Here is a 24,783-nt window from a genome sequence, read left to right on the forward strand (position 1 = left end):
CCATGAAGAAACTGATCTCCGCGATCGCTCTGGCCGCTACCGCAGCTGCCACCCCGGCCCTGGCAGACGACTACCAGATCGACACCAAAGGCGCCCACGCTTCAATCAACTTCAAGATCGCCCACCTGGGTACCAGCTGGCTGCTGGGCCGCTTCAACACTTTCAGCGGCGACTTCAGCTTCGACAACGACGATCCGTCGGCCGCCAAGATCGCCCTGGAGATCGATACCGCGTCCATCGACTCCAACCACGCCGAGCGTGACAAGCACCTGCGCAGCGACGAGTTCCTGCATGTTGCCAAGTATCCGAAGGCAACGTTCGTCAGCACCGGCTACCAGGACAACGGCAATGGCGGCGGCACCCTGAAAGGCGACCTGACCCTGCACGGCGTCACCAAGAACATCGAGATCGACGTCGAGAAAGTCGGTGAAGGCGCCGACCCCTGGGGCGGCTACCGGATGGGCTTCGCCGGCACCACCGAGCTGAAACTGAAGGATTTCGGCATTAACTACAACCTGGGCCCGGCCTCCGAAACAGTCTACATGGACCTGCATATCGAAGGCGTCCGCAAGTAACCGCCCGACGTTCACGCATTCTCCCCCGCCGGCCTGCCCCACTGCAGGCCGGCTTTTTTATTTTTGCCATCCTCGCTGCCTAGCCGCCCACACCACGCAGCCTCACCCCCAACGCTCCATTCCCCCCTTTATCCCGGCAAAAATTGAGCTGGCTACTACCAAAGTCCAAAACACATCTGCTAACGTAAGCCCCATAACCAGGGAGCCTGTGAACAAGTCCCTTAGGCCTCTGGCTGTCGGAGCGATCAGAGATCAAGGCAACGATTACAGACGTACTGGTTGTCCGTCGAAAATCGTTAACGCAGAGCTCTGATTGCTCCGACAGCCCCGGAGGGCGGGCTCTATAACGGCCATCTGCTTTGTCAGGCAGCTTGGAAAGGACGCGTCATTCCGCTGCGCTGCCTTTCGCGCATCTGGCCGTTCTAGAGCCCGCAGAGAACATAAGGGACTTATTCACAGGTTCCCTAAAAATATATAACGACAACAAAGACACGCACCCACATGACACAGCATCTGAGTAAGCTCAGTAGCAGATTGCTACGTCCAATCCTGTTTGCGGTTATCGCAATCATCCTGGTTCAGGTGGCGATCCTGCTGTCGGTGACCCGCAGCAGCGTTTCCGACCTGGTCGACCAGGTCGTCACCACCCTCAACGACGGCGGCAGCCAGATGTCCGCCCGGCTCGATAGCGCCGGCCAGAATGTCGGCAGTGCCATCCAGCAGCTGTCGGTAGACTCCGGCAGGGCGCTGACCCAAACCCTTCAGACACAGCTCAGCCAGGAGCAGCAGAACGTCGAGAAGTTGCTGGTCAGCTCGGTCCAGGAAACCGCCAACGCCATGGCCCAATTGATGGCGGTCTCTGCGCCGGATGCGATCTGGGATCGCGACACCCCGGCGCTGACCAAGCTGGTGCGGATGCTGCACCGTAATCCGGATGTAGTGTTCGCCCGCTACTACGATATGGAAGGCCAACCGCTGACCCGCTACCTCGACAAGCGCAAGCCGAAGATCAAGGAGCTGCTGAAGAACGGCAAGGGCAAAGGCTCGATGAACAAGGTGATCGACGCCGCCAAGCGCGACCCGAGCATCTATATGGTGGAGGTCGACATCAACCCGCGCGGCGCGGTGATCGGCCGCTTTCTGCTGGCGGTCTCCAACGAGCAGGCCACCACTGCCAGCCAGCAACTGTCGCAGCGCTTCGACAGCCTGATCAGCGGCACCCGCGACCAGGTCAAGCAGGTGATCGACCAGCAGGCCAACCAGGCCAAGGGCGTGCTGCAGCAGGCGATCGCCGCGGCCAGCGAGCTTAACCGCAACACCAACCGGCAGACCGGACAGGAGATCGAACAGGCCTCGTCCGACCTGCTGCAGAGCCTGACGATGATCCTGATCGGTCTGGGCGTACTGATGGTACTGATCCTGGTGGCGATCATGACCGCCCGCATCACCAGTAAACTGGTGGCGCTGACCGGTTCGCTGCAGGAGCTGGCCGCCGGCGAAGGCGACCTGACCAAGCGGATCGACCTGCACAGCAACGACGAGATCGGCGACATGGCCGGCGCGATCAACTCGTTTATCGGCAAAACCCAGCAACTGGTGCAGCAGGCCAACAGCGCCGCGGAGAACACCGCGCTGCAGATCAACACCATCAACAGTGTCTCCAGCGACGCCAGCAACGCCGTCGAACGCCAGAACCAGCAGGTACACCAGGTCTCCGAAGCGATGACCGAGATGGTGCAGACCATCAACCAGGTGGCCGAGCGGATCCAGCACAACCTGAGCAATGTCGACCAGATCCGCCAGGCCGGCCATGAAGCCAGCGAAATCTCCGCCGACGTCAAGGGCACCATCGGCCAACTGGCCGGCGAGGTCGCCAGCGCTGCCGAGGTGATCAACGGTGTGGCCGAGCAGAGCAGCCAGATCACCACCATCCTGGAGATGATCAGTGGCGTCGCCGAGCAGACCAACCTGCTGGCGCTGAACGCCGCCATCGAGGCCGCCCGGGCCGGCGACAAGGGCCGCGGCTTCGCAGTGGTAGCCGACGAGGTACGCGACCTGGCCAGCAAGACCCAGGCCTCCACCGAGGATATCCACCGCCAGATCGAAGCGCTGCAGAGCGGCGTACAGGGGGCGGTCAAGGTGATCGGCGCCGCCAGCAGCAAGGCCGACGCCAGCATTGCGGCGATCAACGGCTCCGACGAGCGGATCCAGAGCATCTCCGATGCGGTGCAGCGGTTGTTCGACTTCACCAACGAGATCGCCGCGATGGCCGAACAGCAGTCGCAGGTCTCTTCCGAGGTCAACCAGTCAATCGAGCGGATCAGCGACGACGCCAACCTGACCGCCCAGTCGGTGCAGCAGAACGCCCAGGCCGCCGAGCAGCTCGACCAGTTGGCGCGTTCACTGAAAACCACCCTGGCCCAGTTCAAGGTCTGATTTTCATAATCCCCCCGGCAGATCGTTGCCGGGGCTTATACCGTCGAAGTCCCCTTGTAGGAGAGGCTCCAGCCGCGACCTTAACTTTCCAAGCCTGCAATGGCTCACTGGCAACGCAGGCATTTGTCAGCCGCCGCGTGGGCACAAAAAACGTGCCCACCCTACAAAGCTGGGGATTGTGTCGTGCTTGGTATGCCCTTTGGGTGCTGCGGGCAACATGTGCCAACCCGGTCGCGGTCGGAGCCCGCTGCTACAGGGGAGTGTTTGGAAAGCTCAGAGTCGGTGTCGCGACAAGCTGATGACTGATGTGAATGTTTCCCGCTAACGCGCGAAAAACCATAAAAAAACCGGCTGGTGCATGGCTCCAGCCGGTTTTTTTAGATTCTATCAGGTGGCCAGCCGCTGCTACGCCCAACCCCTTCAGCAGTCTTACAGGCCGTTGATCTGCTGGAACCTGGCCATCAGCTCGACCGGTTTCTGCTTCTTGTTGCTCTTGTTCAGCACGAAGACCACGGTCTGGCCCTGCGGGCCGGCGCCGATCTGGGTGTAGCGGAACACCGCTTCGCCCAATTCGCGCACGTCCTTCATATCTTCCAGGGTGCTGAATACGTACAGGCGGCCATCTTCGCCACGCAGCTCACCGTAAAAATCCTCGGCGGCCGGCAGCTTGCCGTTGTACATATCGATACCGGCGATACCTTCCAGCTTCTTCTTGTCTTCACCGCGCAGGCCGAATACCAGGGTCTCGCCGTGCGGGCCGCCGCCGATAAACACCTTGCGAAACGAAGTCTCACCGACCTGCAGGAACGACTGGTAGGTCTTGAAGTCGTCGAAAACATAGTGACGGCCTTCATGCGCTACTTCGTACAGGTCCTGATTGTTCAGTTGCGGCGCGGCAGCTGCACTCTTGGTTTCGGTGCTCTGGCAGCCGTACAGGCCGAGCATTGCGGCAGACAGCAGTGCGCCGGTGATCAGTTTCTTCATTCCTGGCCTCGCATTATCGGGTTATTTCAAATAACCGAGACTCTAGCCGCAATAAATGACAAAACTGTGTCAAAACGATTCAGACCGGCTTATCTAGTTGATTTTGCCGGCCTGAATCCACTGACAGGATGTTTTAACCGCTGTTAGAGGTCAGCCACCGGATAGAGTACGGCATCCCGGTAACCGGTTATGACAGGAATAACACCGCTCATTTCCGAGTTCAGTGCCTGGTCGCCGCTGTCGACGATCAGCGGCCGGCCATCCAACTCCTTGAGCTTGGTCTTGGTGGCGATCAGCAGGATGTTGTCCTTGCCGAGCCGACGCAGCAGTTCCGGGCTGAGCTGCTGGTTGCCGCGACCGATAATATGGCCCTGGCCGCCGATCAGGGTGATCACCAGCCTGGCCGGGTGGCCGTCGGTCAGCTCCAGCAGTTGGGCGGCGGTGCAGTCGCTGGCGATCAGTTCGCCATTCTCCACCACATCGACCCCCAGCAGGGTGTTGTCCAGCCCCAGCTCGTCCATCACCGCCTGCACGGTGGAACCGGAGCCCATGATGTAACGCACATCGGGCTGCATCTCCTCCACCACGTGGGCGGCGATATCGTCCAGTACCAGCTCCTCGGACTCCCGGCCGCCCTGCTTGACGCTCTGCAGGTAGCGATGCTCCTGCGGTACCCGCAACTCGCCATAGTAACGCGCCCGCACCTTGCCCTCGCGGAACGCCTGCTCGTCGATGTCGCGTACCTCCTGGTCGCCCAAGGTCACCAGTTCACCGTTGACCAGCATCGCCACGATCTCACCGGCCGCCTTCGGCGTCACCGCATAGACCCCGGAGTGGATCTTGACCCCGGCCGGAATGCCCAGCACCGGCACCCGCTCATCCAGCACGTTGCAGATATTGCGGGCGGTACCGTCGCCGCCGGCGAACAGCAACAGATCGACTCCCGCCTCAACCATATCGCGGGCGGCCCGCTCGGTGTCCTCCGGCGTGGTGGCACCGGCCGCGATCCGGCCGATCACCTGCGGTTCGAAACCGGCGGCCCGGGCCGCGTCCTCGCCCATCTCGCCTGGATAGGTCACCAGCTGTACCGGCAGACCGGCCAGCACCGCCAGCGCCTGGCCGGTACGCTCGTTGGCGCGTGGCACCGCACCACGCGCCAACGCCGCCTCCGTGACGCCGTCACTGCCTTTCAACCCCACACTACCGCCCAACCCGGCCACCGGATTGACGATCAACCCCAACTTGAACATCAGCGATTCACCTCCGCCAGATAGTCTCCATAACCCGCTTCCAGCAGGCTCTGCTGATACACAAAGCCGGCCAGTACCAGCCTGGCGTCCTCATCCAGATCAAAAAACTCCACCCCGCAGATCAGGCTGCCGGCGGCACCGCCATCGGGCTGCACATTGCGGATCAGCGCCGGGGTCAGCAGCACCTGATCCTCGCCGGCCACCGTCAGCCGCAGAGTGACATAAAGCCGCTCACCCACCTCACCCAGCGGCTGACTGCTGAGCAGGCTGGCGCCGCGCAGGCTGATATCGCGGCAGAACACCGTGCGCGGCCAGGACGCCATGCCCAGGCCCGCTTCGTCGTAGTCGTCGACCGATACCGCCAGGTTGACCGGTACCCGGGCATGCTGGCGAATACGGCTGACCTCGAGCGCCGGCGGATATTCCAGATGCCAGTGCGGATAAGGGTCGCGCGCCTGGGCCAGCAGCCGGGCGCTGAAGGTACAGAGCGACACGGCGGTGATCAGCCTGACGTTGAGCAGCGCGCCACTTTTCAGCACCACCCGGCGGCCAGCCTGTTTCGGTGTCGCCAGGATCAGGCTGCCCTGCTCCTGGTAACCCAGCAGGCGCGTACCTAACCGGCCCAGATCGGCGCTCTCCAGTTGTACCGGGCTGCCGATGGGCGGTTTCAGGGATGCCAGGGTGATTGCCGGGCGATGGTTCGCCAGCGCTTTACTCATCGATAAATCCAAGGGACTCTGCCGAACTGCCTACCACTTCGCCGCTGTGTGCCGTGGCAACCGCTCAGTGGTCGACCAGCCGGAATCCCAGCCCGGCCAGCCACTGCCGTTGCGCCGCGTCACCACCGCGAAGGTTCAGGGTGGAAAATTCTCGTCGTACCGGATACTGCTTGCGCAACCGGTCGAATGCCTCTGCCCGGGCCTGCGGCGGCAGGTGCAGGGTCTGCCGCAACGCCCGGTCGTCGCGGTACGGATCGTAACATAAACGGACCGGGTCGAGCGTATCCGCCTGTTCGCCCAGCGCCAGCAGACTGACCGGTGCCGGCGGCAGGTAGTGCGCCAGCGGCTGTTCCGGCTGCCGGCCCTGGCTGCGACACCAAGCCTGATACAACATATAGGTGCCACGGATCTTGCCGTCGAGGCTGTAGCCGGCGATGTGCGGGGTGGCGATGGCACAGTGCGCGGCCAGCGCCCGATCGACCACCGGCTCATGTTCCCAGACATCCAGTACCAGGGTCAGATCCTGACGCGCATCGAGCCGTGCCAGCAGGGCGCGGTTGTCGATCACCGGGCCGCGACCGGCATTGAGCAGGATCGCACCGGGCTTGAGCTGCGCCAGCCGTTCGGCATCGAACAGGTGGTGGGTCGGATAGTCGCCGCCGCGGGTCAGCGGGGTATGCAGACAGAGGATATCGGCCTCAGCGATCAACTGTTCCAGCGACACGAAGCCGGGCTCATGTTCGGCACGCGGTGGATCGTTCAGCAGTACCTTTATACCCAACGCCTGCAGGCGCGCCTGCAGGCGGCCACCGACATTGCCGACCCCGACGATGCCAACGGTCTTGTCGGCCAACGAAAAGCCCCGCTCGGCGGCCAGGTGGCTCAGGCTGCTGAGTACATAGTCGACCACCGCGTCGGCGTTACAGCCGGGTGCCGCGCTGAAGGCGATCCCCTGCCCGGCCAGCCAGGCCTGGTCGACATGGTCGGTACCGATAGTGGCGGTACCGACGAAACGGACCTTGCTGCCGGCCAGCAGCCCGCCGTCGACACGGCTTACCGAGCGGACCAGCAGCAGGTCGGCATCGGCCACCTGAGTGGCGCTCAGGGTACGGCCCGGCAACCGCCGCACGGTGCCCAGATGACCAAACATCTGCTCCACCGCCGGCATATTTTCATCAGCAACAATCAACAGCTTAGGGTTCTGCAAGGGGATTCCTCTCCGGGTCTTTACAAACTAGCCGAGTTCAGGCTCAATGCGCCTCCGATTATAAATCCCTGCAACCTTTCATAGAACGGTAATCCCCGCTTGATAGTCCGCTGGCATAAGGATCAGAACTATTTCATCGTCCGTATGTACCAGGACCTGATGGGCGACTGGATCATCACCCAGAGCTGGGGACACTGCGGCGAGGATGAAGGCGAGTTCAGCCATACCGTCGCCGGCTCCTACGACCACGCCCGCGCACTGCTCAACCGTATCAACCAGCAGCAACGGGCCCGCGGCTTCCAGCTCAACGAACGGCGCGAAGAGCAGCTCTGGCTGGACTTCGGCTAACATCGCTCTGCGGCTGAAAATTCCTCCCGCCACACTCCATTTCCAAGCGATAGCCCCCCCCGCAATATGCCTCAATATACCTGTTGTCAGCGGGCTCAAAGACGCGGCCGCGGCCTTCATCGGCCGACATACCCAACCCCTGAGACCAAAGCACAATAGCGCCCCCCTGCCCGGCTGTGGTTATAGTCTGTCAGATAACTACTATAAGACGCTGTAATCTACGTGCATCCGCTGTAAGGGCATAGTATGAATGGATCTCTCCTCTCCCTGTTCGTCAGGGGCCTGCTGGTCGCCGCTGCGGCCAGCGCTCTGCTGCTGGCGATTTTCCTGCTCTACCTACCTCAAACGCCACTGTCGATCGGGCTGCTGTTCGTTGCCGTGCTGCTGATCACCGTGCTCAGCCTCTATCTCGGCCTGTTGCAACCGGTTCGTCGGGCGCTGCACGCCCTGCAGACCGGCGACCCGGAGGCGGCCGGCTGGCTCGCCGACCAACTGCAGCCGCTGTTGGCACGCAGCCGCTCCGGCCAGCAGGTGGGCGAGCGGTTGGCGCACTCCTCCAATACCAATGCGATCTCTGCCGCCGAGGTTTCCCATTCGGCCGATCAACTGAAGCTGAAACTGGACACTCAGGTCAGCGAGATCGCCCAGATCGCCGAAGCCTGCGAAGCGATCACCCATACGGTACAGCAGTCCGCCGAACAGGCCGCGCTGGCCGCCGAAGCCGCGCTGGATGCCAAGCAGACCAGCACCGAGGGTCAGCAGGCGCTGCAACAGGCGGCCCAGGGGGTACACCGGTTGAACGAGCAGTCCGGGCAGTCGCTGCAGCTGATCAGCCAGCTGAGCGAGAAGTCGGCCAAGATCCAGGAGGTCACCCATGTGATCGAGGAGATCGCCGACCAGACCAACCTGCTGGCGCTGAACGCCGCCATCGAGGCCGCCCGGGCCGGCGAACATGGTCGCGGCTTCGCGGTGGTGGCCGACGAAGTGCGTCAGCTGGCGGCCCGCACCGCCAAGGCGACCGGCGAGGTGGAGAGCATCGTCGAGGAGATCCAGCAGCACACCCGCCAGGCGCTGAGCCAGATCGAACACCTGTCGCAGGATGCCCGCGAAGGCAGCGAAGCGATGGAACAGGTCGGCAGCCGGCTGGGCGGCAGCGCCGAACAATCCGCCGCGCTGGAAGCCCAGATCAGCACCATTGCCGAAGGCGCCGGCAACAACCAGCAGATGCTGGAGCAGGTATTCCAGTCGATCCAGACCGTGCAGCAGCAGCTGGAGGAGAGCGACCGCGAAGTACAGCAGCTGGCCAGCCAGGCCAGCCAGTTGATGGAGGTCGCCGAGCACTCCAGCGCGGTGCTGGCCGAGTTCAATGAGGGCAACTTCCACCAGCAGTTCTACCAGGTGGCCCGCGCCGCGGCCGACCAGGTCGGTGCGATGTTCGAGCAGGCGATCCAGATGGGTCAACTGCAACAGCGGGAGCTGTTCGACCGTAACTACCAGCCGGTCAGCAATACCAACCCGCAGAAATACAGTACCGAGTACGATACCTTTACCGACAACGCCCTGCCGGCGATCCAGGAATCGCTGCTGCAGAGTCATCCGGCGCTGATCTACGCCATCGCCATCGACCCGAACGGCTACGTACCGACCCATAACAATCAGTTCGCCCACCCGTTGACCGGCGACTTCGACACCGACCTGGTGAAAAGCCGCAGCAAGCGGATCTTCAACGACCGCACCGGCCTGCGCTGCGGCTCCCATACCGAGAACATGCTGCTGCAAACCTACAAGCGCGACACCGGCGAGGTGATGCACGACCTGTCGGTGCCGATCTACGTCAACGGCCGGCACTGGGGCGGCTTCCGCGTCGGCTACCGGCCGCAGGAGTAAGTACCAGCGCCAACTACAACTAACTGGGGATCTCGAAAAACCGTTACGAGCGGCTCGATGGCGAGGCGCCCGGAGCACAGGAACCGGAGTGTATATGGCGTACATGAGGATTCCGAGCACCGCGCAACGAAGCCAGCGAGCCGCGCAGTAGGTTATTCGAGGCCCCTAAATCGCCGGTTGGCAGGGTTGCCGACCGGCCGTATATTGCAATTTCGCATTCACCACAGGGAAGGCCGACGGCCCGGTTATTAAGCCGCGCAGCCGATAACCGACAGCCTTCCGCCGCAGCATCCGCCTGTGGCGAGCTTAGAGAGAGAATGATGAGCAAGTTTGATTTTGCCCCGATGCCGAACGCCGAGGGCTTCTTCGGCCAGTACGGCGGCCAGCTGATTCCGCCTGAACTGAAAAAGATCATGGACGACATCAACCGGGCCTATGAAGAGATCCGCCAGCAGCCGGCGTTTCAGCAGGAGCTGGACCAGCTGTTCGCCGATTACGTCGGCCGCCCGAGCCCGATCTACCATGCCCGCCGCCTCAGCGAGCAACTCGGCGGCGCCCAGATCCACCTCAAGCGTGAAGACCTGAACCACACCGGCGCCCACAAGATCAACCACTGCCTCGGCGAGGCGCTGCTGGCCAAGTACATGGGCAAGACCAAGGTACTGGCCGAAACCGGCGCCGGTCAGCACGGCGTGGCCCTGGCCACCGCCTGCGCACTGGTCGGCATCCCCTGCGAGATCCATATGGGTCAGGTGGATATCGAGAAGGAACACCCCAACGTCACCAAGATGAAGATCCTCGGTTGCAAGCTGGTGCCGGTGACCCGCGGCACCGCCACGCTGAAGGATGCCGTCGACAGCGCCTTCGAGGAGTACCTGAAGGACCCGGACAACTTCATCTACGCGATCGGCTCGGTGGTCGGCCCGCATCCGTTCCCGAAAATGGTACGCGACTTCCAGAGTATCATCGGCCGTGAGGCGCGCCAGCAGTTCCTCGACAAGCACGGCCGGCTGCCGGAGTACATCAGCGCCTGCGTCGGCGGTGGTTCCAACGCCATCGGCCTGTTCACCGAGTTCCTCAACGACGACGCGGTCAATATCGTCGGCGTCGAACCGGCCGGCAAGGGGCTGGATACCAAGGACCACTCCGCCACCCTGACCAAGGGCAAACCGGGCGAGATCCACGGCATGAAGTGCTACGTGCTGGAAGATGAGAACGGCCAGCCGATGCCGGTCCACTCGATCGCCTCCGGACTGGATTACCCGGGCGTCGGCCCGCAGCACAGCTACCTGAAGGACCTCGGCCGGGTGCAGTACGAATCGGTCACCGACGAGGAGTGCCTGAACGCCTTCATGACCCTGTCCCGCGTCGAAGGGATCATCCCGGCGCTGGAAAGCGCCCACGCCGTCGCCTGGGCGATGCGCGTCGCGCCGACCCTGCCGAAAGACCAGCATATCCTGGTCAACCTGTCCGGCCGCGGCGACAAGGACGCCGACTACGTCGCCGGCAAGCTGGGGCTGTAAAACCGGCACGAGCGAGAAAGGAATAGCCGTTTTAATTCAGTGCCTCGAGGCAATGGATAATTGCTGTTCCTTTCTCGCTGCCTCCCAATGGTTTGGCAAAAGTTGCACATTTATCGCACCCGCCAATCCGCGAGCCGTCTCTTAATACGCGGGCACTCCCTGCCCTGTCTGACGCCTCCGGTCGGCTGGCGCCGGCTCAGCCGCTGGGATGAAGCTGCGCGACTATCGCCGCCAGCTGTTGCTCCAGCGCAGCACGATCCCCGTGTACCAGGTTCAGATGCCCCATCTTGCGCCGCGCTCGACTCGACTTGCCATACAGATGCGGATGCACATTTGGCTGGTTTAACACATCGGCAGGCGCCAGGTCGCCCAGCATATTTACCATTCCGGCATGTTGCAGAGGGTCGGTTGCACCGAGTGACATGCCGCAGACCGCCCGCAGATGGTTTTCGAACTGCGAACAGGCACTCCCCTGCTGGGACCAATGTCCACTGTTATGCACCCGTGGCGCCACCTCGTTGACGATCAGCCGCTCCTGGGCAACAAAGCACTCGATCGACAGCACCCCGACATAGTCCCAATGCGTTAGCAACCGCCGGGCAATCCACTGCGCCTGTTCATGGAGCCCATCGCCGAGTCCGGCGGCCGGCGCAATTGAACTGATCAGGATGCCATCCCGATGCCGGTTCTCGGTCAGCGGATAACAGCGCAGATCTCCCTGCCGACTGCGAACCGCGATAAGCGAGACCTCGCGTTCGAACGGCACCTGAGCCTCGACCACCAGATCGGTCAACCCGGCCTGCTCGGCCATGAACCGTTCCAGCCCCTGCGCATCGCTCAGCCGCCACTGGTTGCGGCCATCGTAACCGTTGCGGCAGGCCTTGATGAACACCGGATACCCCAACTCGCCGACCGCGGCCGGCAGATCGTCCAGTTCATCAACCAGACGGTACGGAGCGGTGGTGATGCCGAGCCGGTTCAGGCAGCGCTTTTCCCGCCCGCGATGCTGGCTGTCGGCAATCGCCTGCGGTGGCGGGTATACCACGCAGTGGTGCTGCAGCCCCGTCAGCAAAGTGACATCCACCTCCTCACGTTCGACCGTCACCACATCGGGACAACCCAGTTTTTGAAACAGCAGCTCGGGCGATTCATCGCCAGCGACCTCGACGACGTCGCCGAGCCCTCGCACGCAGCGATCATCCTCACCCGGCGCCGCCAGAAAGCTGAAGCGCAGCCCCAGCGGCCAGCCTTCCAGCGCCATCATCCGTGCCAGCTGGCCACAGCCCACAATCGCGACGTGCATCAAACCACCTCGTGCGGCACACGCCGGGTCTGTTCGGCACGCCAGGCTTGCAGCCGATCACTCAAGTCGGCATCCGCCAACGCCAGTATCTGAGCCGCCAGCAAGCCGGCGTTATAGCCACCGGCTTCGCCGATCGCCTGGGTGGCGACCGCCACTCCCTTCGGCATTTGCACCATGGACAGCAGACTGTCCAGGCCATTCAGCTGCTTACTGCTGACCGGCACTGCGATCACCGGTAGATGCGTCATCGCGGCCACCATACCGGCCAGGTGCGCCGAGCCACCGGCACCGGCAATGATCACCTGCACACCGCGGCTATGCGCCTCCTTGGCGTAGGCATAGAGACGATCGGGGGTGCGGTGTGCCGACACCACCTGGCTTTCGAAAGGTACGCCCAGTTCCTCCAGCGGCTGAGTGGCCTGCTGCATGGTCGGCCAGTCGGAACGGGAGCCCATGATGATACTGACGGTTGCTGTAGTCATTGCTGTGGTATTACCTCGTTTTCGGTCTAAAAGAATCAGGATGTGTAGGCGCCGATCAGCGCGCTGTAGAGCGGAATGCCCACGATCACGTTAAAGGGGAAGGTCACCGCCAGTGAGGCACTGATCGACAGGCCAGGATTGGCGGCTGGCAGGGCGACAGCCATGGCAGCCGGAACGGCGATGTAAGACGCGCTGGCGCCCAATGTTGCCATCAGTACGATCCCCCCCGGGCTCAGTTGCAGCATTACCGCCAGAGCGGTGCCGGCAACCGCGCCGATCAGCGGCATCATGATGGCGAAGCAGACGATGAACGATCCCTGGCCGATCAGACTGTGGAAGCGGGCGGCCGCGACACGGCCCATTTCGAGCAAAAACAGCGCCAGCACGCCATGGAACAGCTGCCCGAAGAACGGCATCACCGAGGCCGATCTCTCGCCAGCCCACCAGCCGATCAAAATCCCGCCACATAGCAGCAACACCCCCTGGTTCAACGCGACCTCGTGCAGCACCGCTCGGGGATTGGCGAGCGATCCGCCCCGCAACGCCAACCACAACCCGATGCCAATTGCCGGCACCTCGAGCAACGCCACAAACAGCGGAAAGTAGGGTTCGTAGCCAATCTGGTTGGCCTCCAGCAGCGCGATCGCGACGGCGAAGGTTGCCACACTGACCGAGCCGTAATGCGCCGCCACCGACGCCGAGTCGACCCGGTTGAAGCCGCCGATATGGTGCAACAAAGGGAACGCGATCAACGGCAGCAGCAAACCAAACGCGATTACCGCCAAGGACTGCCAAAGCAACGCCAACGAGCCATGACTGCTCAATGCCACGCCACCTTTCAGGCCGATCGCCAGCAGCAGGAACAGGGTCAGACTCTGATAGAGGCCGGCCGGTACTTTAATGGGCGCCTTCAGCGCCTGGGCAACGGCGCCCAGCAGGAAAAATGCGACGACGATATCAAGCTGCATAACCTGGCCTCAGCGACACTTGACCGACAGCGATACGACCTCGCCAACCACGGCGCTGCGCTGCCGATAGCTCAGTGCGCTCAGGCCGGCAATCAATCCGCCGGCGCCCACCAGCCCCCAACCGGGCAGCTGCGTCGCTACCAGCACTGCGCCACAGCCCACCAGCAACAGCGCCGAACCCAACTCGAACCAGAATGCCCGTGTCAGCATCGTTTTCCTCCCGTTACAGAACCTAGATTTTCCGGGGGCTATAATGCTTAAATCTCGGTATAGACAAAAATCGATATTCTTTATCTAATAAATAGATTTTCATCTATGCAAAAATCACGATTACATGCCCATATAGGGACTCTGCGCCAGCTGGAGATCTTGTTGGCCGTCGAGCAACAGGGTTCCATCACCGCTGCAGCCGAGCAGTTGCACCTGACTCAACCCACCGTATCGATTCAGTTGAAGAAACTTGCCGAGGCAATCGGTCTGCCGCTGTACGATCAGCTCGGCCGCCGGCTGGTATTTACCGAAGCCGGTCGCGCGGTCTGCGAAAGCGCCCGCGAAGTACTCGCCTGCTTCGAGCGGCTGGATATGACCCTCGCCGACCTCAAGGGCGTCAAGGCAGGTACGCTGAGACTGGCGGTCGTCACCACCTCCAAGTATTTCATCCCGCACCTGCTGGGCGGTTTCTGTCAGCGTTATCCGGAGATAGAGATCGTTTTCAAGGTGGGTAACCGGCAGCAGATCATCGAGCGAATGGATAGCGGGCTGGATGACTTCTACGTGTTCAGCCACCCGCCATCGGAGCGGGAGCTGGAACTACGGGAGTTTCTTCCGAACCCGCTGGTCGCTATCGCCGCCACCGGACACCCACTGGCGGATCAGCGGCAAATCCCGCTGGCGACGTTCGCCGCCGAGCCCTTTCTGATGCGCGAAGCCGGTTCCGGCACCCGTCATGCGATCGAGCGACACCTGGCTCAGCAGGGTGAAAAGCTGAATGTGCGCATGACAATCGAGAGCAACGAGGCGATCAAACACGCGGTAATGTCCGGCTTGGGCGTATCGCTGCTATCACGCCACAGCCTGGCGTTTGGCGGGCGCAGCGGTCTGGTCGAACTCGACGTCGATACGTTGCCGATTGAAACAAAGTGGTACCTGGCCAGCCTGCGGCACAAGAAGATGAGTATCGTTGGCCGCGCCTTTCTCGACTTTCTGAGCGACAGCGACATCTCTTATCTGCTGGCGGAGCTGGCGCCACAACAGCTCGAATCCAGACCTTGACGGTCGCGCATTGCATCGAGTTTCCCAAAGGCGGTGGTTTGCAGGTAAAAAGGTTCGTCGCGGGTTAGCGTGAAATAGTTGAGAGAGGGTGGTGCTCGTCGTTCTTGGTGATCCATTCGATACCTCAGTCTGGTTGGAGGTCCCGGTGCGCCGACTGCGCCGTCCATACTGTGAACCCATCCGCGAACATATTGGCTGTCGGCCAATCGTTATCGCTTAACCCAGGCGACGCTGCGCTGGGTCGAGCACGCTGGCTTACACCGCTAACGCCAGCTTCCGGTTGAACACCAGCGTCCAGGAAGGCACGCATAACCAGATCAAGGTCGTTGAACGGATGGCCTATGGATATCGCGATACGGCTTACGTCTTCCCGAAGATCCGTACCACATTGCCGTTAATCTGCAAAAAAGCGGCCTGTCCAAGGAGCAGGCCGCAAAAGTGGAGCGCCAGTCGTTCGGATTATCAGCTTGGCAAGAATTCGCGTCCCCAACCTTCTCCGGCAATGCCTCGGCTGATCATGGATTCGATTTCATCCGAACTGTAGCCGATGCTCTCCAGAATCAGGCGCGTAGAGTTGCCGAAGCGCTCGGTTTGCGGCAGCGCCAGGATCGCCGCTTCCTTTGGTCGAATCGAGTAGTGATCGATCAGCGTTACCCGGTGGCCACTGGGGTGATCGTTGTAGATCGAGAAGGCATAGCTGCCGCGATCGATCCCCACGGTACCATCGGCATCACGGCTATATTCGCCTCTAAGCTGTTCGATTCCCAGCGGCTCGGCAGCGGCAAAGTCCGCTTCATGCAGCACCTCGACCCAATACGCCGAAGGCGCAGCTTTTAACGCCTCGGTCAGGAAGGCGCCGATATCCGTTGCTTCGCTGATACCGCTTAATCCTTCCACCGCTTCCAGATCAATCAGTTCAGACGGATCGGAATCGAGGTACAGCCAGCTGTCGCTGGTCCGGTAGAAGTGCGACAGCGCATGGTTACCCAGCACCTCACGGCCGGAAGCTTCATCGAACGGTGCCCGCCCCTCGTAATCAAAGGCAAACTTCACCTGGGCCAGATTGGTGATCGCGGACAGTGAGGTTCTGGACCGTGTCGCCTCGCCAGTTTTCAGCTTGTGATAGATCGAGACCGCCATCCCCAGCCCCGCGGCGAACCCGCAGTTCACATCCAGCGTGCCCAGGTGGGCATGCTCTTCCGGAGTGTCCGGACCGCCGAAACGGCTCATGATGCCGCTGTTGGCCTGGATGATATCGTCGTAGCCGATATAGCTGGTCTTCGGCCCGGGGCGCGGCCCACCCAGGCAGTCGAGACGGCAGAACAGCACTCCCGGATTGATCGCCTGCAGACTGTCGTGGTCAAGCCCCAGCGGTTTCATCTGCCGCTCCGGTGCGTTAATCACCACCAGGTCGACCGAGCGGATCAGACGGTTAAGCGCTTCACGCCCCTCGTCGGTGGTGATATCCACCAGCGCACTCTTCTTACCGATATTGGTCTGGAAGGTGAACAGGGTACCGATCAGCGGATCATACAGCGGTGTTACCGGATCGAGCTTGATCACCTCTGCGCCAAAGCGGCCCAGGAAAGCAGCTGAATGAGGGCCGGCAATCACGTTGGTCAAGTCCAGAACGCGCAAGCCATCGAGCCAGCCCTTACGGCTGACCGGTTTGATATCGACGCCGGTTGGCCGAGTTAGCTGTTCCTGCTCCGCAACCGCAGTCAGCTCCGACAACGCTTCGTCAAAGCTGACGTTTTTGCGCGGGCGCGGTGTCAGCATCTGCTCGGCACAGCTCTCCAGCCAGGCAATTGGCCCCGGCTGTTTCATCCGGCCATATTCCGGGTCGTCCACTTCGATGATCAGACCGGCGGCATTGGTATGCTCATCGTTCACCCACTCCCGGGTGGTACGGTGCGGTGCCCCCGGAATCTGACCTTCGCCGAAGATAACGCCCCACTCGGCCGAGGTTTTGGTCAGGAACACCCGCTTCATCTTGGCGGAGATGATATCGGCCCACTTTTTCGGCAGCGGGTAAACGCCGATCGAGGTTTCGCCATCCCACTCCGCGATCGGCTGATGAAGATCACTCACTTCCGGCAGGCCTTCTGCCTTCAGCTCTTCGTAGATGCCCAGCGCTTGCAGGCAGCGACGGGTGTGGTTGCGATGGGATGGGCAGACTACGTAGAAATAGCGGCCGTCGGCGCACTCGTAAGTGCGATAGAACGGGTCCAGATATTCTTGCAGATCCTCGTAGCTGACATCCATCGGGATGTTATGAGCCTTGCGCCGGGCGATCTCATGTTCGCGCATGGTCAGATAGCGCTCCGGCATGTTCTCGATCACCACCGAGTTGTAGGAGAGCCCTTCCATCAGCGCCGCGGCAATGGGCACTTCGATAGTGTCGCCGCGGCCGGAATTCTCCCGCGCCACCAGTGCCATCACGACGGAGCTGGCCGCCAGTGTTGTGGCATAAGCGGAGCCCAGCGGCATCGGTGAGAAGCTGGGGTTCAGCCCCATCAGCACACGGTTGAAGCCCATGTCGGTGAACGCGCCCGAGGTGGCGGCGACGATCGCTTCGGTTGCTTTCCACTCCCGACGCAGCTGGTCATTGCTGGCAAAGCCCGGCAGCGACAGGGTGATCAGTTCGGGACGCTCTGCACGCAGCTGCTCAAAATCGATGCCCAGCTTTTTCATCTTGCCGGGGCGGAAGCTTTCGATCACCACGTCGGCCTGCGCAATCAGGGCACGGGCCTGGTGTAGACCTGCCTCTGTTTTCAGATCCAGTCGCAGACAGCTTTTATTGCGGTTAAGGATGGCATTTGCCGGGTGATCCCACTGGGGCCCCCGTGGCGGATCGACATGGATCACGGTTGCCCCCAGATCGGCCAGCACCATGGCTACCGCAGGGCCTGCGATCTGCTGGCCAAAATCAACCACGCGGACACCAGCCAAAGGCAACGCTGTATTGTTGTTTTTCATCTCAATCTATCCTATTCGGTCAATACCCACCGATACCGGTTCGGCTGGGTGGGTCAGGTGTTGTTTCGTATCGCTGTAACTGGATCGTTTTTCCCACTGACGATGGACGCCAGGATCAACCGCCTTACTGGTAGCACCGGGCCAGCTGGGGATTCAGGCTATGCACGGGCTTCAGGATTGATTTAACGCCGCCAAGAACAAGGTGCAGCTGTTAATCGACAGAGCGATACTAGGTTTAAAGAAAATGGGGAACCAGCAATAAAAAACCACCCAAAGCCATAAATTAATTTATACAAAAACAAAAACCGAGATCACATATAAAAATATTTATTGAATCAGCTCATTTTTCTTATGACCAAATAAAAACCGGTGACCGACTTAAAATCAGGCCACCGGCTTATAACTAAAGATGCTTATCTTTATCTAAAGAAATTATAAATGGTTTAGGCGTCAGGCTGGGAGGCGGACTGTGCAGCCTCCTCCAACAGCCAACTGCGGAAGGCATCGGCGTGAGGGTGTTTCAATTGCTGGGCCGGGTAGACCAGATAAAACGCCTCTTCGGTAGCCACCCGCTGCTCAAACGGCGCCACCAGCCGGCCCGACTCGATCATGTCATGGACCAGACTGCTGCGGCCCAGCGCCAGGCCCTCGCCGAGCACCGCCATCTCCAGCGCGGTGACCAGGGTATCGAACTGAAATCCCTGGCTGATCGGGACGTTGTCATAACCGGTCTGGTTAAGCCAATAGCCCCATCCCTCCTCATAGCCGACCACATGCAACAGCGTATGGTGAACCAGATCTTGCGGGCTATTCAACGGCTTATCCTGTTGCAGGTAAGCCGGACTGCAGACCGGAAACAGCTCGTCGCGGGTCAGCCGATCCGATTGCATCGACTCCCAGCCCCCCTTGCCATAACGGATCTCCATATCGGTTTCCACCGAGCGTTCACGCTCATCAACCCAGATATTGCTGGTGATCCGCAGGTTGATATCTGGATACTGGGCACGAAAGCGGTGCAACCGGCGGGCCAGCCAGGTCATAAAGAACACCATGTTAACCCGTACGGTGAGCAGTTCCGTCCGCCGCTGGCCGAAGACCTCTTCGGTGGCAACGGTTAGACGCTCGATCGACTCCCGTACGGCCGGCAGGTAGGCGGCGCCGGCGTCGGTGAGCTCCAGCCCTCGCGGCAGTCGCTTGAATAGCGCTGCGCCCAGCTGGGTCTCCAGCCCTTTCACCTGCTGGCTGATAGCCGCCTGGGTGAGGTTCAGCTCAGTAGCAGCATGTGTGAAACTCAGGTGTCGGGCAGACGCCTCAAAGGACCTGAGCCAGTTCAACGGGGGCAGCTTCTTCTTCATCGTTCAGCTTCTTCTTACGCTTATCCATATCTTTTTATTAGGGAACCTGTGAACAAGTCCCTTATGTTCTCTGCGGGCTCTAGAACGGCCAGATGCACGAAAGGCAGCGCAGCGGAATGACACGTCCTTTCCAAGCTGCCTGACAAAGCAGATGGCCGTTCTAGAACCCGCCCTCCGGGGCTGTCGGTGGTCCGGCACCCGGGCGATCAGAGCTCTGCGTTAACGATTTACGTCCGGCCGGCGCTCCGGGGACAACCAGTACGCCTGTAATCGTTGCCTTGATCTCTGATCGCTCCGACAGCCAGAGGCCCAAGGGACTTATTCACAGGTTCCTTAGAGCCGGTAGCTATCGCTGTCGAGTGGGCGAGCCGTGCCGATCAGAGCGCCGCCGAGCTACCAGGCCGTTGTCCGGCGGATCCATTATTCCTCATAACCGACTTATAGACATATAAATTATTTTATACCTTTGGGGCATTTTTTATTGCTTTTCATCTTTTTGCCGCTTGATAACAATCGACCTCGTATCGTTTTTCTCCACCGCATATCGGTGAAACCGCATTTAGAGTTTGGTCTCTCAATACCCTTTAACCACAAACAAAACAGAATCAAAGCCATGAATAATAAATACAAGAACCTGTTGATTCAGACGGACAATCACTACCGCTACCAACGGTATGATCGCTTATCGCTTACTCCTGATGTCGCCCATCCAACTCATTCTGGGAGGGGCGCCTCATGAACAGCAGAAAACTGACCTGCGACACCGGCCTGTTCGCCGGCGTCAACCCGGTGATGGTTATAGGCTCGGCAGTATTGGTGATCGCATTCGTGCTCTTTACCGTCACCGATCCCGAATACGCCAATACTCTTTATGGCGCGGCGAAAGACTTTATAGCGTCCGACCTGGCCTGGTACTACATCGGTCTGATGAGCTTCTTCCTGTTCCTGTCGGTCTATCTGGTGTTCAGCCGTTACGGCGCGATCCGATTGGGGAAAGACGACGAGAAACCGGAGTTCAGCTTCTTCTCCTGGTTCTCAATGCTGTTCGGTGCCGGCATCGGTATCGGTATCCTGTTCTGGAGTATTGCCGAGCCGATCTACCACTTCCAAAGCAACCCGTTCATCGCTGAAGGGCAAGCGATGTCGGTTGAAGCGGCCCAGGTGGCGATGCGCATCAGTATCTTCCACTGGGGTCTGCATGGCTGGGGCCTGTTTGCCATCTGCGGTATGGCACTGGCCTATTTCAGCTATCGCAAAGGACTGCCGCTCTCCGTCCGTTCCGGCCTGTATCCGATCTTCGGTGAGCGGATCTACGGCCCGATCGGCCATGCGGCGGATCTGTTGGCGGTATTCGGTACCGTGTTCGGTATCGCCACCTCGCTAGGCCTCGGCGCTCAGCAGATGAATGCCGGCCTCAACTACCTGCTGGGGTTCGAGGTCTCGACCACCAATCAGATCGTGCTGATCGTGATGGTCTCGATCATCGCCACCTTCTCGGTGCTGAGTGGGGTGCATAAGGGAATTCGTATTCTCAGCGAGCTGAATATGCAGCTGACTGTGGTGATCCTGGCGTTCTTCGTGATCTTCGGCCCGACCGCTTATCTGCTGGGCGCGTTCTTCACCAACGTGGGTGATTACCTGCTGAATGTTGTTCCACTCGGCTTCTGGGTTGATCCGGACCCGAAAAGCCAATGGCAGGGTTGGTGGACCATCTTCTACTGGGGCTGGTGGATCGCCTGGGGGCCGTTTGTCGGGATGTTTATCGCCCGCATCTCCAAAGGCCGTACCATCCGCGAATTCGTGCTGGGCGTGCTGTTGGCGCCGACACTGCTGGGCGCATTCTGGATCACCATCTTCGGTAACACCGCGATGTTTATCGAGCTGTTCGGCGGTGGCGGCATCACTGAAGCGGTCAATAAGGATATCACCCTGGCGCTGTTCCAGACCATGGAGCTGATGGATCTGGGGACTGCCCTGACCATGGTGGGCGCCACAATCTGCGTGATTATGCTGGTCACCTACTTCGTCACCTCGGCGGACTCCGCCACCTTGGTGATCTGTACCCTGCTCTCCATGGGCAATGAGCATCCGCCGGCACGTTTCCGGGTGTTCTGGGGGCTGGCGGTAGGTGCCGTGGCGGCGGTATTGCTGCTGGCCGGCGGACTCAAGGCATTGCAGACCGCATCGATTGTTGCCGCCCTGCCCTACTCCGTGGTCGCCATCCTGACCACCTGGGGGCTGATCAAATCGCTACGCGCCGAGGCACTGCCGAGTGCCGCCAGTGCCGCCGCCCGAGTCGCGCAGATGGAGCGGGACGATAGCGATGTGCAGCAGCGCTCTTCGGTTACCAGTTCTTTGTAACGCAGCTTTATGAGGAATGCACGGTCACTTGGAGGGGACCGTGCCACCACTCCCAATCATGAACGCTATTACGCCAACAAAACCCTGGTGGGGGCAACTGTGGCCGCTATTCCAGAGTTTTTTGATTAAGGAAATTCGAGCTATGTCTACTCAAGTAATTCTGCCGCGCATCATGCAAGTGGGGGCCGGAGCCAGTCAGGAAATCCCCTCCGTATTGGAAAGTCTTAACTGCAAACGTCCGCTGATCGTCACCGATAAGGTGATGGTGGAACTGGGCTACGTGGGTCAGATTGAGCAAACACTGGCCAATCACATGGTCTTCTGCGAGGTGTTCGATAATACCGTGCCCGAGCCGACGGTTGGCTCTATTCAGGCCGGTGTCGAGAAGGCGCGCGACGGCGATTACGACTGCATTATCGCGGTTGGCGGCGGCAGCCCGATCGACAGCGCCAAGGCGATTGCGATCCTGGCCAAGTTTGGCGGCGAGATGCGGGATTATAAATTCCCCCGCGTGGTACTCGAGCAAGGACTGCCGGTAATCGCCGTGCCGACCACCGCTGGCACCGGTTCGGAGGTGACCCGCTTCACCATCATCACCGACGAAGCAAACGACGAGAAGATGCTCTGCGTCGGCATCGGCTTTATGCCGGTGGCTGCTCTGGTGGATTACAAGCTGACGCTGAGTCTGCCGGCGCGTATTACCGCCGATACCGGTATCGATGCCCTGACCCACGCGATCGAAGCCTACGTCAGCAAAAAAGCCAACCCATACAGCGACAGCCAGGCATTGGCGGCGATGAGTCTGCTCGGCCCGAATTTGCGCAAGGTTTACCACCACGGTTCCGATGCGGATGCACGAGAAGCGATGATGCTGGGCTCTACGCTGGCCGGTGTTGCGTTCTCCGCCGCTTCCGTCGCCCTGGTCCACGGCATGAGCCGGCCGATCGGCGCGTTCTTCCATGTGCCGCACGGCCTGTCTAACGCAATGCTGTTACCCAGCGTCACCGCGTTCTCCATTCCGGAGGCGCCGGAACGTTACGCCGATTGTGCGCGTGCCATGGGCGTTGCCAGCGAGCTGGATAGCACAGAGGTCGCCAACGGCAAACTGCTGGACGAATTGAAAGCGCTGAATGAAGAACTGTCGGTACCGACACCGGAGCAGTTCGGCATCGACCGCAACCAGTTCTTCGAGCTGCGCCAGACCATGGCGGAGCAGGCACTGGCATCCGGTTCACCGGGCAACAACCCGAAAGTGCCGAGCATTGAAGAGATGATGACGATCTATACCGGCCTATGGGACTGACGCCGACGCTCCATATCACAGATCCAACGATTAAAAACAATTATTGAGGAAACCTTGATGAACACCCTGGGACATCTGATTAACGGTGAGATCAGCACCGAAGCGACTCGCACCCAAGACGTTTACAACCCATCCACCGGTCAGGTCGGCCGTCAGGTTGCGTTAGCGTCCAAGGCAACTGTCGAAGAGGCGATCGCCGTTGCTCAGGCCGCTTATCCGGCCTGGCGCGACACCCCGCCGATCAAACGCGCGCGCGTCATGTTCCGCTTCAAGGAACTGCTGGAAGCCAATGCCGACAAGATCTGCGAACTGATCGGCGAAGAGCACGGTAAGATCGCCCACGATGCCGCCGGTGAGCTGCAGCGCGGTATCGAGAATGTCGAATACGCCTGTGGCGTGCCGGAACTGCTCAAGGGTGAGCACAGCAAAAACGTCGGCCCGAACATCGACTCCTGGAGCGAATTCCAGCCGCTGGGCGTGGTGGCCGGCATCACCCCGTTTAACTTCCCGGTGATGGTGCCGCTGTGGATGTTCCCGATGGCGATCGCCTGCGGTAACACCTTCGTACTGAAGCCGTCTGAGCGTGACCCCAGCGCCACCCTGTTTATCGCCCAGTTGCTGCAGGAAGCCGGCTTGCCGAATGGCGTGCTCAATGTGGTGAACGGCGATAAAGAAGCGGTCGATACTCTGCTGCATGATGATCGCATCAAAGCGGTGAGCTTTGTCGGCTCCACCCCGATCGCCGAATACATCTACGCCACGGCCAATGCCAACGGCAAGCGCTGCCAAGCGCTGGGTGGAGCGAAGAACCATGCCATCGTGATGCCGGATGCGGATATGGATAACGCGGTCAATCAGTTGATCGGCGCCGCCTTCGGTTCCTCCGGTGAGCGCTGTATGGCTCTCTCGGTAGCGGTCGCCGTGGGAGACGCTGCAGGCGACGCGCTGGTGGCCAAAATGCGGCAGGCGATGAGTGATTTGAAAGTGGGTGCCTATAGCAATCGCGACAACGACTTCGGCCCGGTGATCACCAAGCAGCATCAGGAAAAAGTGGTCGGCTTTATCAACAGCGCTGAAGAACAGGGCGCCACCGTGGTGGTGGACGGCCGCAACCCGCGGGTGGAAGGTTACGAGGCTGGCTTCTTCGTCGGCGGTACGCTGATCGACAATGTCACGCCGGAGATAGAGAGCTACCAAGCGGAGATCTTCGGTCCGGTGCTGCAGGTGGTCCGTGTGAACACAATGCAGGAAGCGATGGATCTGATCGATGCCCATGAGTACGGCAACGGCACCTGTATCTTCACCCGCGATGGCGAAGCGGCTCGCTACTTCTCCGACAATATCCAGGTGGGCATGGTGGGGATCAATATCCCGCTGCCGGTACCGGTAGCCTATCACAGCTTCGGCGGCTGGAAACGCTCGCTGTTTGGTGACCTGCACGCCTACGGGCCAGATGCCGTACGCTTCTACACCAAGCGTAAGACTATCACTCAGCGCTGGCCTTCAGCCGGTGTACGTGAAGGCGTTGAGTTCTCCATGCCGACCATGAAGTGATGTGACATCGACCTTACATTAACCATGCTTGGGCTACACCATGATCAATCAAGGTGTAGCCTTTTTCTTTGGCATCTCACTGATTGCCGGGAGGATGGATGTGGTGTCGGCAAAAATCAGTAGCCAAGGTATTTCAAAAGCCCACTCTGCACAGAATCGAGTAGGAGGAGGCCTCACGGCCTCCGTCCTCTCACACCACCGTACGTACGGTTCCGTATACGGCGGTTCATGTCATACATTTGAGCCGATGGTATTGTCCCATCAGCGATACCAGTCC

At 60.4% G+C, this 24,783-nt stretch carries 21 protein-coding genes; 11 read left to right on the forward strand and 10 right to left on the reverse strand.

The window, feature by feature from the left end:
• Positions 1–2: 2 nt before the first annotated feature.
• Together K6T12_RS16035 and K6T12_RS16040 are read left to right on the forward strand one after the other, a co-directional pair.
• Entirely contained in the window at positions 3–575 is a 573-nt protein-coding gene (locus K6T12_RS16035; protein ID WP_222223879.1) for a YceI family protein, read from the forward strand.
• Between the two features lie 501 nt (positions 576–1,076).
• On the forward strand, positions 1,077–3,011 hold the full coding sequence (locus K6T12_RS16040; protein WP_222223880.1) for a methyl-accepting chemotaxis protein: 1,935 nt from the start codon (positions 1,077–1,079) through the stop codon (positions 3,009–3,011).
• A gap of 429 nt (positions 3,012–3,440) precedes the next feature.
• Here K6T12_RS16040 and K6T12_RS16045 read toward each other — a convergent pair whose 3' ends face one another.
• From K6T12_RS16045 to pdxB, 4 genes are all read right to left on the reverse strand, one after another.
• Positions 3,441–3,995, reverse strand: coding sequence for a hypothetical protein (locus K6T12_RS16045; protein WP_222223881.1), 555 nt, complete (start codon positions 3,993–3,995; stop codon positions 3,441–3,443).
• Between the two features lie 143 nt (positions 3,996–4,138).
• Complete coding sequence (locus K6T12_RS16050) at positions 4,139–5,245, reverse strand: ATP-NAD kinase family protein (RefSeq protein ID WP_222223882.1); 1,107 nt, start codon at positions 5,243–5,245, stop codon at positions 4,139–4,141.
• Positions 5,245–5,964: a flagellar brake protein gene (locus K6T12_RS16055; protein ID WP_222223883.1), complete on the reverse strand. Its 720-nt coding sequence runs from the start codon at positions 5,962–5,964 to the stop codon at positions 5,245–5,247. The genes K6T12_RS16050 and K6T12_RS16055 overlap by 1 nt, the downstream gene beginning before the upstream one ends.
• Positions 5,965–6,028: 64 nt before the next feature.
• The gene (gene pdxB, locus K6T12_RS16060; RefSeq protein ID WP_222223884.1) at positions 6,029–7,171 is read right to left on the reverse strand and encodes a 4-phosphoerythronate dehydrogenase PdxB; all 1,143 of its coding nucleotides are present in this window, start codon (positions 7,169–7,171) and stop codon (positions 6,029–6,031) included.
• A 99-nt stretch (positions 7,172–7,270) separates the two neighbouring features.
• Here pdxB and K6T12_RS16065 point away from each other — a divergent pair, with 99 nt between their 5' ends.
• The 3 genes from K6T12_RS16065 to trpB all read left to right on the forward strand — a co-directional run bounded on the left by K6T12_RS16065 (position 7,271) and on the right by trpB (position 10,929).
• A complete protein-coding gene (locus tag K6T12_RS16065; protein ID WP_222223885.1) occupies positions 7,271–7,519 on the forward strand; it encodes a hypothetical protein in 249 nt (82 codons plus the stop codon).
• 246 nt (positions 7,520–7,765) lie between these two features.
• Positions 7,766–9,406: a methyl-accepting chemotaxis protein gene (locus K6T12_RS16070; protein ID WP_222223886.1), complete on the forward strand. Its 1,641-nt coding sequence runs from the start codon at positions 7,766–7,768 to the stop codon at positions 9,404–9,406.
• 320 nt (positions 9,407–9,726) lie between these two features.
• Positions 9,727–10,929, forward strand: coding sequence for a tryptophan synthase subunit beta (trpB, locus tag K6T12_RS16075; protein WP_222223887.1), 1,203 nt, complete (start codon positions 9,727–9,729; stop codon positions 10,927–10,929).
• 196 nt (positions 10,930–11,125) lie between these two features.
• On the opposite strand, the gene K6T12_RS16080 is transcribed toward trpB, so the two are convergent.
• From K6T12_RS16080 to K6T12_RS16095, 4 genes are read right to left on the reverse strand one after another with little or no spacing between them, the layout of a single operon-like run.
• Positions 11,126–12,232: a 5-(carboxyamino)imidazole ribonucleotide synthase gene (locus K6T12_RS16080; protein WP_222223888.1), complete on the reverse strand. Its 1,107-nt coding sequence runs from the start codon at positions 12,230–12,232 to the stop codon at positions 11,126–11,128.
• Positions 12,232–12,714, reverse strand: a complete 483-nt coding sequence (gene purE / locus K6T12_RS16085; RefSeq protein WP_222223889.1) for a 5-(carboxyamino)imidazole ribonucleotide mutase — start codon at positions 12,712–12,714, stop codon at positions 12,232–12,234. The genes K6T12_RS16080 and purE overlap by 1 nt, the downstream gene beginning before the upstream one ends.
• Positions 12,715–12,749: 35 nt before the next feature.
• The gene (locus K6T12_RS16090; protein WP_222223890.1) at positions 12,750–13,682 is read right to left on the reverse strand and encodes a sodium-dependent bicarbonate transport family permease; all 933 of its coding nucleotides are present in this window, start codon (positions 13,680–13,682) and stop codon (positions 12,750–12,752) included.
• A gap of 9 nt (positions 13,683–13,691) precedes the next feature.
• The gene (locus tag K6T12_RS16095) at positions 13,692–13,892 is read right to left on the reverse strand and encodes a hypothetical protein (protein ID WP_222223891.1); all 201 of its coding nucleotides are present in this window, start codon (positions 13,890–13,892) and stop codon (positions 13,692–13,694) included.
• Positions 13,893–13,997: 105 nt separating this feature from the next.
• On the opposite strand from K6T12_RS16095, the gene K6T12_RS16100 reads away from it, so the two are divergent.
• Complete coding sequence (locus K6T12_RS16100; protein WP_222223892.1) at positions 13,998–14,954, forward strand: LysR family transcriptional regulator; 957 nt, start codon at positions 13,998–14,000, stop codon at positions 14,952–14,954.
• Between the two features lie 280 nt (positions 14,955–15,234).
• The gene (locus K6T12_RS21865; RefSeq protein ID WP_222223893.1) at positions 15,235–15,498 is read left to right on the forward strand and encodes a transposase; all 264 of its coding nucleotides are present in this window, start codon (positions 15,235–15,237) and stop codon (positions 15,496–15,498) included.
• Here K6T12_RS21865 and K6T12_RS16110 read toward each other — a convergent pair.
• Positions 15,417–17,933 carry a CoA transferase gene (locus K6T12_RS16110; protein ID WP_222223894.1) on the reverse strand — a complete coding sequence of 839 codons (2,517 nt, stop codon included), beginning with the start codon at positions 17,931–17,933 and terminating at the stop codon, positions 15,417–15,419. The genes K6T12_RS21865 and K6T12_RS16110 overlap by 82 nt on opposite strands.
• Positions 17,934–18,376: 443 nt before the next feature.
• Complete coding sequence (gene gcvA, locus K6T12_RS16115) at positions 18,377–19,288, reverse strand: transcriptional regulator GcvA (RefSeq protein ID WP_222223895.1); 912 nt, start codon at positions 19,286–19,288, stop codon at positions 18,377–18,379.
• 735 nt (positions 19,289–20,023) lie between these two features.
• Here gcvA and K6T12_RS16120 point away from each other — a divergent pair.
• The 4 genes from K6T12_RS16120 to K6T12_RS16135 form a co-directional block, all read left to right on the forward strand.
• Positions 20,024–21,649, forward strand: coding sequence for a BCCT family transporter (locus tag K6T12_RS16120; RefSeq protein ID WP_222223896.1), 1,626 nt, complete (start codon positions 20,024–20,026; stop codon positions 21,647–21,649).
• A gap of 142 nt (positions 21,650–21,791) precedes the next feature.
• A complete protein-coding gene (locus K6T12_RS16125) occupies positions 21,792–22,952 on the forward strand; it encodes an iron-containing alcohol dehydrogenase (protein WP_222223897.1) in 1,161 nt (386 codons plus the stop codon).
• A gap of 57 nt (positions 22,953–23,009) precedes the next feature.
• Complete coding sequence (locus tag K6T12_RS16130; protein WP_222223898.1) at positions 23,010–24,506, forward strand: CoA-acylating methylmalonate-semialdehyde dehydrogenase; 1,497 nt, start codon at positions 23,010–23,012, stop codon at positions 24,504–24,506.
• Positions 24,507–24,546: 40 nt separating this feature from the next.
• The coding region (locus tag K6T12_RS16135) for a hypothetical protein (RefSeq protein ID WP_222223899.1) at positions 24,547–24,783 on the forward strand (237 nt) is incomplete at its 3' end.

Origin of the sequence: Marinobacterium arenosum, from assembly GCF_019795155.1 — a bacterium.
Taxonomy (GTDB): domain Bacteria; phylum Pseudomonadota; class Gammaproteobacteria; order Pseudomonadales; family Balneatricaceae; genus Marinobacterium_C; species Marinobacterium_C arenosum.

Coding starts and splice junctions, on each gene's coding strand:
- K6T12_RS16035 (WP_222223879.1), top strand. CDS start 3: ATGAAGAAACTGATCTCCGCGATCGCTCTGGCCGCTACCGCAGCTGCC.
- K6T12_RS16040 (WP_222223880.1), top strand. CDS start 1,077: ATGACACAGCATCTGAGTAAGCTCAGTAGCAGATTGCTACGTCCAATC.
- K6T12_RS16045 (WP_222223881.1), bottom strand. CDS start 3,995: ATGAAGAAACTGATCACCGGCGCACTGCTGTCTGCCGCAATGCTCGGC.
- K6T12_RS16050 (WP_222223882.1), bottom strand. CDS start 5,245: ATGTTCAAGTTGGGGTTGATCGTCAATCCGGTGGCCGGGTTGGGCGGT.
- K6T12_RS16055 (WP_222223883.1), bottom strand. CDS start 5,964: ATGAGTAAAGCGCTGGCGAACCATCGCCCGGCAATCACCCTGGCATCC.
- K6T12_RS16070 (WP_222223886.1), top strand. CDS start 7,766: ATGAATGGATCTCTCCTCTCCCTGTTCGTCAGGGGCCTGCTGGTCGCC.
- trpB (WP_222223887.1), top strand. CDS start 9,727: ATGAGCAAGTTTGATTTTGCCCCGATGCCGAACGCCGAGGGCTTCTTC.
- K6T12_RS16080 (WP_222223888.1), bottom strand. CDS start 12,232: ATGCACGTCGCGATTGTGGGCTGTGGCCAGCTGGCACGGATGATGGCG.
- purE (WP_222223889.1), bottom strand. CDS start 12,714: ATGACTACAGCAACCGTCAGTATCATCATGGGCTCCCGTTCCGACTGG.
- K6T12_RS16090 (WP_222223890.1), bottom strand. CDS start 13,682: ATGCAGCTTGATATCGTCGTCGCATTTTTCCTGCTGGGCGCCGTTGCC.
- K6T12_RS16095 (WP_222223891.1), bottom strand. CDS start 13,892: ATGCTGACACGGGCATTCTGGTTCGAGTTGGGTTCGGCGCTGTTGCTG.
- K6T12_RS16100 (WP_222223892.1), top strand. CDS start 13,998: ATGCAAAAATCACGATTACATGCCCATATAGGGACTCTGCGCCAGCTG.
- K6T12_RS16110 (WP_222223894.1), bottom strand. CDS start 17,933: ATGAAAAACAACAATACAGCGTTGCCTTTGGCTGGTGTCCGCGTGGTT.
- gcvA (WP_222223895.1), bottom strand. CDS start 19,288: ATGAAGAAGAAGCTGCCCCCGTTGAACTGGCTCAGGTCCTTTGAGGCG.
- K6T12_RS16120 (WP_222223896.1), top strand. CDS start 20,024: ATGAACAGCAGAAAACTGACCTGCGACACCGGCCTGTTCGCCGGCGTC.
- K6T12_RS16125 (WP_222223897.1), top strand. CDS start 21,792: ATGTCTACTCAAGTAATTCTGCCGCGCATCATGCAAGTGGGGGCCGGA.
- K6T12_RS16130 (WP_222223898.1), top strand. CDS start 23,010: ATGAACACCCTGGGACATCTGATTAACGGTGAGATCAGCACCGAAGCG.